This is a genomic window from Wolbachia endosymbiont of Drosophila incompta, from assembly GCF_001758565.1.
Classification (GTDB): domain Bacteria; phylum Pseudomonadota; class Alphaproteobacteria; order Rickettsiales; family Anaplasmataceae; genus Wolbachia; species Wolbachia pipientis.
Genome location: NZ_CP011148.1, coordinates 399,252 through 411,721 on the forward strand (window position 1 = coordinate 399,252; position 12,470 = coordinate 411,721).

General features: G+C 34.2%; 9 protein-coding genes. 7 read left to right on the forward strand and 2 right to left on the reverse strand.

All coding sequences use genetic code 11. From position 1 onward, the window contains the following. The first annotated feature begins 614 nt into the window (after positions 1 to 614). Both WG67_RS01810 and WG67_RS01815 read left to right on the forward strand, forming a co-directional pair. Positions 615 to 3,950, forward strand: coding sequence for a class I tRNA ligase family protein (locus WG67_RS01810; RefSeq protein ID WP_070356811.1), 3,336 nt, complete (start codon positions 615 to 617; stop codon positions 3,948 to 3,950). A gap of 68 nt (positions 3,951 to 4,018) precedes the next feature. Next, complete coding sequence (locus tag WG67_RS01815; protein WP_179945730.1) at positions 4,019 to 6,508, forward strand: hypothetical protein; 2,490 nt, start codon at positions 4,019 to 4,021, stop codon at positions 6,506 to 6,508. Here WG67_RS01815 and pheT read toward each other — a convergent pair. Together pheT and WG67_RS01825 are read right to left on the reverse strand one after the other, a co-directional pair. Beyond that, a complete protein-coding gene (gene pheT / locus WG67_RS01820; RefSeq protein ID WP_010962581.1) occupies positions 6,499 to 8,838 on the reverse strand; it encodes a phenylalanine--tRNA ligase subunit beta in 2,340 nt (779 codons plus the stop codon). The two genes, WG67_RS01815 and pheT, sit on opposite strands and share 10 nt — an antisense overlap. Positions 8,839 to 8,950: 112 nt before the next feature. Then, a complete protein-coding gene (locus tag WG67_RS01825) occupies positions 8,951 to 9,214 on the reverse strand; it encodes a hypothetical protein (RefSeq protein WP_010962582.1) in 264 nt (87 codons plus the stop codon). 229 nt (positions 9,215 to 9,443) lie between these two features. On the opposite strand from WG67_RS01825, the gene WG67_RS01830 reads away from it, so the two are divergent. From WG67_RS01830 to WG67_RS01850, 5 genes are all read left to right on the forward strand, one after another. Next, positions 9,444 to 10,169, forward strand: a complete 726-nt coding sequence (locus tag WG67_RS01830) for a F0F1 ATP synthase subunit A (protein WP_022626288.1) — start codon at positions 9,444 to 9,446, stop codon at positions 10,167 to 10,169. Positions 10,170 to 10,228: 59 nt separating this feature from the next. Continuing rightward, complete coding sequence (locus WG67_RS01835; RefSeq protein ID WP_006014985.1) at positions 10,229 to 10,456, forward strand: F0F1 ATP synthase subunit C; 228 nt, start codon at positions 10,229 to 10,231, stop codon at positions 10,454 to 10,456. 3 nt (positions 10,457 to 10,459) lie between these two features. Further along, the gene (locus WG67_RS01840; protein ID WP_010962584.1) at positions 10,460 to 10,939 is read left to right on the forward strand and encodes a F0F1 ATP synthase subunit B family protein; all 480 of its coding nucleotides are present in this window, start codon (positions 10,460 to 10,462) and stop codon (positions 10,937 to 10,939) included. A gap of 8 nt (positions 10,940 to 10,947) precedes the next feature. Further along, positions 10,948 to 11,424, forward strand: coding sequence for a F0F1 ATP synthase subunit B family protein (locus WG67_RS01845; RefSeq protein ID WP_070356812.1), 477 nt, complete (start codon positions 10,948 to 10,950; stop codon positions 11,422 to 11,424). 5 nt (positions 11,425 to 11,429) lie between these two features. Further along, the coding region (locus WG67_RS01850; RefSeq protein WP_458694981.1) for a glycosyltransferase at positions 11,430 to 12,470 on the forward strand (1,041 nt) is incomplete at its 3' end.

The following is a 12,470-nucleotide window of genomic DNA, read 5'->3' on the forward strand; positions in this document are numbered from 1 at the left end:
TACGTAAAATAAAGTAAAGCCTCTGCTACGTTCAGGATCGTCTTTGCCATAGCATGAACTAAGTAAGTTAGTTACGTTCCCTTTAAACATACCAGTACCTATGGCTATTAGAGATAAACCTAAATATAATAAACCTGGTTCAAACTTAACCAATGACATGCAAGCATGACCTGCTATCATCACTATCCCTCCAAGCAACACCATGTTGCGGAATCCCATCAACTTATCAGCTAAAAAACCTCCAAGTATTGGTATAGCATAACCTGTTGCAGCAAATAATGAGTAAATAGTAAAGGCCCTCTCATCAGTGAAACCTAAGTGAGAAGTCAAAAANNNGACCAAAAGTGCCCTCATTCCATAGTAAGAGAAACGTTCCCACATTTCAACAAAGCACAACATTTTTAAAAATTGTGGAAACTTATCTGTCTTCTGATCCATAAAATACCCCTAAAGCTTGGGTTAATGTTAAGTAAAACAATAAAAACTGCAAGTAAAACTTAAAAAAAGGTATTGGAAGCTCGGCAGAATAGTTTGTTGGGGTGTGAGCTACGGAAATATTTTTGAATTTGTAATTTTTCAGAAAGCCCTATATTCTTTAGTTTTACATAGCGAACATGAAGTCAAAGCATTATCCTGATACAGTAAGTAGTCCTGATTTTTTATCGTTAGAAAAGGAAATCATAAAATTTTGGCAGGAAAACAAAGTTTTTGAGCGGTCAGTTGAAGAACGTTCCAAGGATAATTGTTTTGTCTTTTACGATGGGCCTCCGTTTGCAAATGGACTTCCGCATTATGGACATTTACTCACTGGTTTCATCAAAGACGCATTTGCAAGATATCAGACTATGCTTCAAAAAAGGGTTGAACGTAGATTTGGCTGGGATTGCCATGGATTGCCGGCTGAGATGGGTGCAGAAAAAGAACTTGGAATATCTGGTAGAACTGAGATAGAGAAGTTTGGTATAGATAAATTTAACGATCATTGCCGTACTTCTGTGATGAAATTTTCATCAGAGTGGGAGAAGTATGTAAATAGGCAAGCAAGGTGGGTAGACTTTCACAATGACTATAAGACTATGGATAAATCATTCATGGAGTCGGTCATGTGGGCATTCAAGCAGCTTTATGATAAGGGTCTGGTGTATGAATCAGTGCGCGTTGTACCATATAGCTGGGCATGCGAAACTCCATTATCTAATTTCGAAACAAGGCTTGATAACGCGTATAGAGAAAAAGTTAGCAAAGCTGTAACTGTTGCATTTGAGCTTTTAGAAAACCCACAGCAATTTAAAAGTGTTAAACGAAAGTGTAAATTACTTGCTTGGACTACAACTCCTTGGACGTTGCCGAGCAACTTGGCTTTAGCAATAGGAAAAGATATTAAGTATTGTGCAGTGTCAGTCCACCCTTTGATGTCATTCCAGCGCGTGACGCTGGAATCTATTTCTGGATCCCAGTGTCTGGGCACTGGGATGACAGGGAGTAGTGAAGGAAGTTCAATGAATGGTGAAATATACATTTTTGCTGAAAGCTACTTAGAGAAATTTATCAGCCACTCTGAACAAAACAATATTCCATATGAAAACTGCAATATAAAACTTAAAGCGAATGATCTTGCAGGTCTTTCTTACAAACCACTGTTTGACTATTTTAAAGACACAAAAAATGCATTTCGCGTTTTTATTGCTGATTATGTGACGGAAGAAGACGGTACTGGCGTTGTGCATACTGCTCCTGGATTTGGTGAGGAAGATTTTTACCTTTGCCAAAGCCATGATATTCCAGTTATTTGTCCAATTGATAACAGTGGAAAATTTACTGCTGAAGTTTCAGATTTGGCAGGGGTTCATGTTTTTGATGCCAATGATACAGTAATAAAAAAATTGAAAGGGCAGGGAAGTTGGTTTAAGACTGAGCAATATATTCACAATTATCCACACTGCTGGAGAACTGACACTCCTTTGATCTATCGAACTATGCCTTCTTGGTATGTTGCTGTTACAAAATTCAAAAGCAGAATGGTAGAGCTAAATAAGAGAGTTAATTGGATACCAAACCACATTAGAGATGGTCAATTTGGAAAATGGCTTGAAGGGGCACACGACTGGTCAATTTCACGCAATCGATTCTGGGGTACGCCAATCCCTGTATGGAAATCAGATGATGCGAGATATCCAAGAGTAGATGTATATGGTTCAATAGAAGAACTGGAGAGAGATTTTAATGTTAAAATAGACGACTTGCACAGACCATTTATCGATACTTTAACAAGACTAAATCCTGATGATCCAACAGGAAAATCAGTGATGCGCCGTGTACCTGACGTGTTTGACTGCTGGTTTGAATCTGGCTCGATGCCATTTGCGCAAATCCACTATCCGTTTGAAAATAAGGAGTGGTTTGAATCTGCGGATTTTATCACTGAATACATAGCGCAAACCAGGGGGTGGTTTTATACGCTCTTTGTATTGTCCACTGCTTTGTTTAATAGGGAACCATTTAAGAACTGCATATGCCACGGTGTTGTTTTGGATGTAAAAGGGCAAAAATTGTCCAAACGTTTGAATAACTATGCAGATCCAATGGAGGTTTTTGATAGATACGGTTCTGATGCACTGCGTTTTCTTATGCTTTCTGGATCTATTATTTGTGGTGGTAATTTGCTACTCGATAAAGAAGGAAACTCAATACGAGATGTTCTGAAAAACGTAATAAAACCTATTTGGAACAGTTATCACTTTTTTACTATGTATGCAAATGCAGATGGAATTAAAGCTGAAGTTTGTAAGGATTATCAAAGTACTATTGATCGCTACATGATTTCCAAATGTTTTGAAGCTGTAGAAAGTATCCAAGCTTCTATGAACAGCTATAGCTCCCAAGAGGCTTGCAAAATTCTGATAGATTTTTTTGAAGTGCTGAATAACTGGTATATTCGTCGCAGTCGCGAGCGTTTTTGGAAAAGTGATTTGGATCAGGATAAAACTGATGCTTATAATGTTCTATATACGGTTTTTTATTACATACTAAGAGCTGCAGCTCCTTTGTTGCCACTTATAACAGAGAATATATGGCAAGGGCTTAAGTATGAAGAAACATCTGTTCATTTGGCTAATTTTCCACAATTAGAGAAGTTTGATAGTCAGCTCATTGCCAAGATGGATCTAGTGAGAGAGGTGTGCAACTCTGCACTTTCGATCAGAAACACTTTTAATATACGTATCAGACAGCCGCTTGGCAGTATGATCATTTATCATCAGTCTTCCTGTAGTTTTCTTGAAGGTGAACCGCTTTCTGTCATCCCAGAGTTCTCTCCTGTTATCCAAGTAGCTGACACTGGGATCCAGTGTGCTGCAGATTCAAATGAGTACCAGGAGATGATAAAAGATGAGGTGAATGTAAAAAGCTTGGAATTAGTAAACAGACTTGAAGGTATTGCATCACTAGAGTTAAAGCTAAATTTCCCACTGCTTGGGAAAAGAATTCCAGACAAAATCAAGAAGCTAGTTCAATATGTCAAGGAGGGAAAATGGAAGCAAGTTGAGAATGAGCAGATATTTCTAGGAGACGAATCAGAGAACTATATTATAGAAAAAGGCGAATATGAACTATTGTTAAAAGCAAACAGTGAATATTCCTCTGTATTTGATAACAATAAAGGGATTGTCATTCTAAATACTGAACTAAATGATGAATTAATTCTAGAAGGGTTAGCGAGAGATGTCGTGAGGCTCATTCAAGAAACCAGAAAACAAGCTGATTTTCATATATCAGATAGAATCAGAGTAATAATCAAAACAGAAGAAGAGAAAATTAAGGAAGCAATAAATACGTGGTTTGAATATATAAAAGAGCAGACCCTTGCCTTATCTTTGGACATTAATACAGAAATTGGAACTAACTTCTATTCTAAGGAATATCAGGATTTAAGTGTTAGTATTGAGCGTTAAATTTTTAATAAAGTTGCAAGATTGTCAGTATTTATGCTATACTTAAGGTAATTGGATAAGGTTATAATATGAATAAAGCTGTTGCAGATGATTATGAAGAAGTTGTTAACAATAGTGGTGGTTTAGGTAAAGCAGAATCTGTTGTTACTTTGGAGGAGGAAGAAGAGTTTTTTGATGCTATGGAAGCTGTTTCTAATGTAGAAGAAGGGAATAATTTAGGTCTTGCTACTTCAGAAGAGGAAGAAGAATTTTTTGATGCTGTGGAAGAACAAGAGCCGTTAGCTAATTTTAACGTTCCACTCAGTATATTTCATTATAAAGATTATAACTCTGATTTTTTTACTTCCTGGTATAATATATCAAGCGAAATATTTAAGGAAACAAATAGAACTTGCCCAGAAAAGAAAATATTAAATTTAGCTCTGTCAGTTTTAATGCTTCCTTATATTGCTTTTACTGCACTGGGATTAGTCGTATGCAGTAGATTTCAAGCAAACAGCAAGACACAAGACAGTGTAGGGGAAGATAAGACAAAAAAGAGTGAAACTGGCGTGCCAAAAAGATTGGCATATGGTGTTCTTGCTGCAATAGCAATTTTTGTTAATATGGCTGTACTTGTAGCCTTAGTTGTTCCTGCAACAATTGCTTTGGCTACTTTTTATCTTTTAAATAGAGATTTATCTCACTCTTTAGTTACTGCTCTTAAAATAAGTATGGGGCGGTATTCTAATAAGCATCAAAATATTGAGGTGTCTTTTCATGAAAAGGAAGTTACTGGACCAAATATTGCGTGGGATATGGAAATAGAATTTCCACCGCAATTTAAACGATTGCTTAGAGATTTGTATGAAAATGAAAATAACAAGTGGTTTGATGTGACGCGGAATTCAGAGCATAGCATCGTACTGAAATTGTCAACTAACATCAATTTAAAAAATGGTCTTAAGCCCTTACGCAATGAAATCAAGGATGTGCTTGCAACTTCTATTCAGGAATTTGCGAAGACTATGGAAGAACTGATAAAGCTAGAAAAGAAAGAGATTACATATGATAAATTGAAGGAATTATTGAACGAATTCAAGTCGAAAGTGGTAGATAGTATAGGTCCTAATTTGACAAGTCACTTAATACAAAGTGCTTATCAAGTTGCCTTTATACAAGCAATTAAGTTTCAGCGAGATAGACGGGGAGAAGATTTTTCGCTGGAAGATGAGATAAAAAATTCTTTAGTGAGACAGGAATTAGAGAGTTTAAGAGGAATAGGTCAAACAAGGTGTAACAATATATATAAGAAATTAAAAGAAATACATGAAAACAGTAGCTTAACAAATGACACCTTAAAAAGGGGGTTAGAAGACCTTTTTAAATTCGAATATGATGATCAAGAGATTGAGCGCAGGCTGATAAAATCAGTAATGAAAAAAGTTCAAGGTAAGTTAAGTCAATCAGATATACCGGATAAGGAGAAGCAAAGCCTAAGGAAGCAGCTTGAAGATTTAGAAAAAAAAGTAAAGGTTCCATCGGATAAGGAAGCTTCAGCTAAAATAAATGACTTTATAGAAAAGATGTATTTAGAAATAAAAAAATATAAAGTGCAAAGGTTACTTCGAGAACAAAAAAAGGGTGTTTTACGTTTATGCAAGAAATTAAGAAAATATGGTGAATCAGGTCTAGCAGAAATAATTGAAGCTTTTCGCGTGCAAGATGAAGGACATTTAGAAAAATCTACATTAGAACAAACACTCAAAGATCAAAATAAGCGTTTACAAGCTGAACAAAATAACAGGGAAAAAGGGCATCCGGGTACAAGATCAATAGAAGTGCTCTTAAAAAGGAATGAAGAAATTCTGAAAGCATTAAAACAGTTAGAATTAGGCAAAAAAGAATTATTGATAAATGAAGAAACAAAAAATGATTATAAAGAAGAACTAACGTCTCGTGAAAAAATAAAATTTGCAGTAATAGAAGATGATTTACTGAAGGTATTCAAGCTTGAAACTTTTGATGAAAAAGAAATCAAGAAGTTATTAGAAAGAGCAGAACTGGAGTACTGTTTAGCAGAAAAACGCATCAAATATCCTGTAATTAAAACAAAAGATAATATCAAACATTTTAGTCAAAATTTATTGTCTCCTTTGATAGACAATTTGACAAAAAATATAATAAATAATATACCAGGAAATAGTGAAGGTTGTATACAGAAAGTTAAGAACTGGAGTAAAGTTATGTTTGGTGCAATAAAGATTGGAGCATCAAATGCTTATAAAGAGACTACAGAGAGAAAAGCGTTAAATGTGGCACATAATACTTATAAAGAAGGAGAGACATTTCTTCAATGTTTTCAGTCAAATTATGAAGGTATTGGAGCCTTTTTAGGTAATTTATTTTCTGATGATGGGGTAACATTTAAAAATGATGTGTGGCCTAAAATAGAAGAGCATTTGCATGGAATGTGGGATAGATTTTTCAAGGATATTGAATTCAATATTGGAAATAAATTGGATGAAGTAAGTGTGACACAGCAACGGCAGGAAACTATGATTGTGACTCAACGATAAGTTCTCAAAGTTCCTCCGGTATTTTCACATACTAAATTAACTATAGCACTTGATTCTTTTTGGATCTCTTTTTCAGTTAAAGTGTGGATTGGAGAGCAAAAAGTAACTGACAACGCTATAGACATCTTATTCGGTTCTATATTATTTCCATGGTATACATCGAATATCAAAACTTCTGTGATGAGCTCTGAGCTTTTTTTTATCACATTGATTATGTTACCTACTTCCACATCCTTATTTACTATAAATGCAAAATCACGTTTTACACTTTGGTATTTATAATCGATAAATTTCTTTCTACTTACAGGTAAATTTTCAATATTTTCTAGTATTACCTCAAAACCTACAACTTTTTGCTTGATATCAAAAAGATCTAATATATTAGGATGCAACTCTCCAAAATAACCTGCTACTTTATTCTTAAAAGAGAGAGTGCCTGACTTTCCTGGGTGGTAATGTTCTTTTTCTGCTTTCTCTATCGTTAAATTATCACAATTAACGTTAAAAAACTCCAAAGCTGCTATGCAATCAGCCTTTGCGTCAAAAACATCTACTTTCCTATCAGTATTATAATGGTTTCGCGGTAAATTATTTCCTGACCTAATTCCACTTAAAACATACTTAGACTGAGCTTCACCATCGTAAATCGGCCCGATTTCGAAGATTGCAAGATCAGATATTCCATGGGCAATATTATCAGCAGTAACTTGCAATAAATTTGGCATAATACTTGGTCTCATTATATTAAAGCTATTGTTAAACGGATTATCGATGATAAATAACTTATTCGAGTAACCAAATTTTTCAGCTGTTGATTCACTCATAAACGACCAGGTTAGCACTTCATGAAACCCTCTGTTTGTCATCAAAATACGCAAATTGTCGTATGTACTATCTACTTCTTCAACATTATTTGGTAGTGGTTCTTCTTTTATTTTGTCATAGCCGTATATCCTTGTTACTTCTTCGATTAGGTCAGCCGGTATTGTCACGTCCGGTCTCCAGCTTGGTACTTGTACATTCCAATTGCCTTCGGTTTTTTTATCAATACTAAACCCTAGTTTCGTTAAGATATCAAGCACCTCATCAGGCGATACAGACACACTTCCAAACTTGTTCACATCCTGATAATCAAAGCTCACCTTGGTGTCAGCACTATCTAAACTGCCAGCAGACACTACGCTTGAGGTTTCTCCACCACATAAGTCCAGAATCATTTTAGCTGCAAGGTTGAGTCCATCAAAAGTAAATTCAGGATCAACTGAACGTGCAAATCTGTAACTAGCGTCTGTGGAGATGCCGAGCTGCCTTGAAGATTTAGTAATAGAGATGGGATCGAACCAAGCAGACTCTAAAAAGATATCAGTAGTTTCAAGAGTACATTCACTGCACTTACCACCTATAATTCCAGCAATTCCATGAATATTTTTATCACCTGCAATAACGCTTATGTCTTTGTTTAATAAGTATTCTTTACCGTTCAAACCAGCAAATTTTTCTCCGTCGTTTGCTTTGCGTACTGTGAGCTCTCCTTCTATTTTTTTTGCATCATACGCGTGCATTGGGCGGCTGAAAGATATCATAATATAGTTCGTGATATCAACTATTGCAGAAATGGAGCGCATTCCTATCGATTCCAGCCTATCTTTTAACCATTTTGGGCTTTCTTGATTTTTTACATTGGCGATGTATATTCCACTAATAAAACTTTCCCCGTCAGTAACTTCAACATCGATTGGTGAATTTATGGAGCTGGTAAGTTGTGGAATGCTTAAAGTCTTTAATGTCCCAATTCCAGTTGCAGCAAGGTCGCGAGCTATTCCATAAATGCCTAAGCAATCTCCACGGTTTGGAGTAACATTTATATCAATTACAGGGTCACAATTGAAAAATTTATCCCCTACTTTATAATCATCGGAAAGCTCGATTATTCCTTCACTTTCCTCTTGAACCAGCGCAAGTTCAGAAGCAGAGCAGAGCATCCCTTCACTTAGCACTCCTCGTATTTTTGTGGGCTTGATTGTGAAATCACTTTCTGGCAATGTGCTACCAAGAGATGCAAGCACAGTTTTCATACCTTCTCTAACATTGTTTGCTCCGCAAACTATTTGTAGAATTTTACTTCCGTCATCTACTTTACATAATTTTAATTTATCAGCATTTGGATGAGGTACGACTTCTAATACCTCTGCAACGATAAACCCAGTCAATCTGGAATTATCGATCACATCTTCTACTTCTAACCCTATGTGAGTTAATTTATCGGTAATTTCTTCTAAACTAGCATTGGTTTCTAAGTACTCTAATAACCAAGATAATGTGAATTTCATGGACCTAAAAAGAAGTGAAAAAGTTATTGTAATATAAAATGTAGTGCTTTTAAAGCTTGTTGTAGTGGAATACTTCTACATCATTGTTTATGATGTAGAAGCTTTTGTAACTTTATATCTTCTTGCGAAGAGAAAGAATTTTTTCTATATCACCTTTTAAATCTATCTCCAGAAAGAATTTAAGACTTTCATAATCCCAGGCATCCTCATCAATGTTACCATCAAAAAAGAAGTGTATTATTGCATTGTTGAGTCCTATGTAATAATCGCGAGTATCTTCGTCAAGGAAACAATCTACTGATTCGATGTATCCGTTACCAAATTCCTGCTCCAAATTTAAAGGATGATTAGTGTTAATAAAATCTATTTCGTTCATTATATACCTCACTAAAAATTAAATTATAATCAAAATAAGATATTAAGTCAAGATATTGAATAATTTAACAAGATTAGTAAATTTTAAAATACAGAGCTGACTGTAATTAACATTCTAATTACATATTTTGTTAATATGTTAATGTTATAATAATACAGAGCCTTATCTTAATTCTTGACTTTGTCCTATAAAATTCATACTTTATTTACTGTTTATAATTCAGATTAAAATGGCACTAAATCCACTGGAGCAGTTTAAGGTATATACAATAATAGAGTTACCTAGGTTATTTGGGTATGACGTAAGCTTTACCAATTCATCTTTTTTCACGATGATTTCGGTGATATTGATGATACTCTTTTTGCTTTTTGGAATAAAGAAGGGGTCAGTAATACCAGGATATTTGCAAGCTGCAGTTGAGTATGTATATGATTTTGTTATTTCAATAATAGAAAATAACACTGGAAGCAAAGGCTTGCAGCACATTCCATTGATATTCACAGTATTTATTTTCATTTTATCGTGTAATTTAGTTGGTGTTCTTCCTTATAGTTTCACGGTCACAAGTCATGTGATAGTCACCTTCGCTTTATCGATGGTGGTTTTTATTTATATAACGATTGTTGGATTTAAAGAAAGGGGAGTAGAATTTTTACGCATATTGCTACCAAAAGGAACTCCTTCGTGGCTTGCACCTATAATAATTATTATTAAGTTGTTTGCTTATTTAGTAAGGCCGGTTAGCCTATCAATAAGGCTTGCAGCAAATATGATTGCTGGTCATACAATCATCAAAGTGATAGCAGGGTTTATTGTAAATATGAACATATTTTTCACTCCTGCGCCGTTTTTGTTCATAATTGCATTGATAGGATTTGAAGTATTTGTTGCAATTTTACAAGCTTATATATTTACTATATTAACATGTGTATATTTGTCAGATGCAGTAAAGTAATTGACTTCCTTGTAGAATATTTTACAATTATATTATAAAGAAATAATTAAAGGTAATATATGGATTTAGTAGCTTTAAAATTTATAGCAATTGGTTTAGCTGTGTTTGGAATGCTCGGCGCTGGTTTAGGTATAGCTAATATCTTCTCTGCTATGTTAAATGGGATTGCGAGAAACCCTGAATCAGAAGGTAAAATGAAAAGTTATGTTTATATTGGTGCTGCCATGGTTGAAATCATGGGATTGCTTGCGTTTGTACTTGCAATGTTATTAATATTTGCTGCTTAACAGATGCCACAGCTTGATGTTTCAACCTTCTTTTCTCAAGTTTTTTGGTTTTTAATTTTTTTCTCTTCACTTTTTTTCGTAGTAAGTTGTTTATTTTTGCCAAAGTTAGATGAAATAATAAGCACTAGAAGTAAAGAAGTATTGGGTTCTTTTAATAGTTCTGTTCATCTTTTAAGACTTACGGAAGATCAGATTACCAAGTATAACGCAGCTTTAACCCAAGCTAGAATACAGGCAAAAAAAATCATAGATGATGCACTTGCTCAGGTAGAAGAAATGAGAGCTAATGTTAAGAATATATTAGAAGAGGAAGATAAAAAAAAGAGCAAGCTTATTGAAAAAAAAGTGGCAGAATTTAAATCTGAATATACTGATCAGTTAAAACAAATGGCTACTAGTATTGCTTTAATTTATTATACTAAATTGACTAATTCTGAAATTGAAGAGGAATTTATTGCTGACTTGGTGTCCAAAGAATTTTAGGGGTTTTTATGTCTACATCACTGATTATCGGTCTTGCCTTCTTGGTAAGTTTTGTCCTTTCGTATAAATTGCTAAAGAAAGTGATAAAAAATGCGCTTAACAATAAGCGTAACAAAAGCAAATTTTCAAGTGAAGAAACTGAAAAATTCAGGAAAGATATGTTGGAGTATTACAAAAAATCTTCTAAAAAATACAAAGAATTAGATGCAGAAGTTAATAAAATGATGAATGAAGCACTTGATAAAGCTAATAGTATCATTAAGCACAATAGACAGCAGCTAGATCAGACATTAGATGACAATGCCCATTCTAACTTGAAGAAAGTCACTGACCAAGTTGAAAAAGCTCTTGGAGATTTACAGGCTAACACAGCGAGTATAGCTGCTGATGCTGTAAAAAAAATAATGCATGAACGTAAAGATGATAAGCGTAGTAGCGAGGTCATATCTTCATTTTCACGTGACTTAAATAAAAAATTGCATTAGGTTTAATGCCTATACTTCAAGCTGATAATGTAGAAAAAATTAAGTTTGATTCTAGTTTGTGCAAAGAGCAAGAGAAACTTTTTTACTATAAATTTAATATAATTCCTTGGCAAAAATTAAATGATACTACTTTTTTTATGGTTGAAGACACAAGCCGAGATATCAACCGTTGGGTCGAAGCTCATTACGGCATTGACTATGTATTAATAAAAGTGGATAGCGAACAGATTTTAAATCTTCTTAACTCGCACTTTGGTATTTCAGAATTTGCAAGCAACTACTTATATTACAAGAATCCTAATTTTTCAGCTAAAAGCATTAAACTAAGCTCAATATTTTTTGCTTCTTTCTTTATTGTAACTTCAATTTTAACACTAACAGAGAAATATACATATTTTGCTTTGATGTTGATATTTATAATCGGATGTTCTAGTTATTTATTCAAGTTTATAGCTACAGTTTTTAGCTTATGTGAAACCTCTAATCAAAAAGTGGATTGTAGTAAGCTGAATGAAGAAGATTTTCCTATATATACTATTTTATTGCCTGCTTTTAAAGAAAGTGCAGTGATAGAGCAATTGATCGAAAGCATTGAAAGTTTGGATTATCCAAAATCAAAATTAGATGTGAAGCTTCAGGTAGAAAGTGATGACCAAGAAACGCTAGCAGCTATAGAAAAGTACACTTTACCGCAGTATTTTGAAGTAATAAAAGTGCCTCATTCTTTGCCTAGAACAAAAGCCAAGTCATGCAATTATGCTATGAGCTTTGCTAGAGGAAAGTATGCAGTAATATATGATGCGGACGATAAACCAGACCCATTGCAGTTAAAAAAAGCACTGATTGAATTTAATAAGGACGACGATAAGCTTGCCTGTGTACAGGCGAAATTAAATTACTACAATTGTGATTATAATTTTCTCACAAAATTCTTTTCTCTGGAGTATATGAACTGGTTTCAATACTTATTGCCTGGATTCCAAAAAATGAACATGCCGATACCTTTGGGTGGTAGCAGTAATCATTTTTCAGTAAAAATTCTAAAA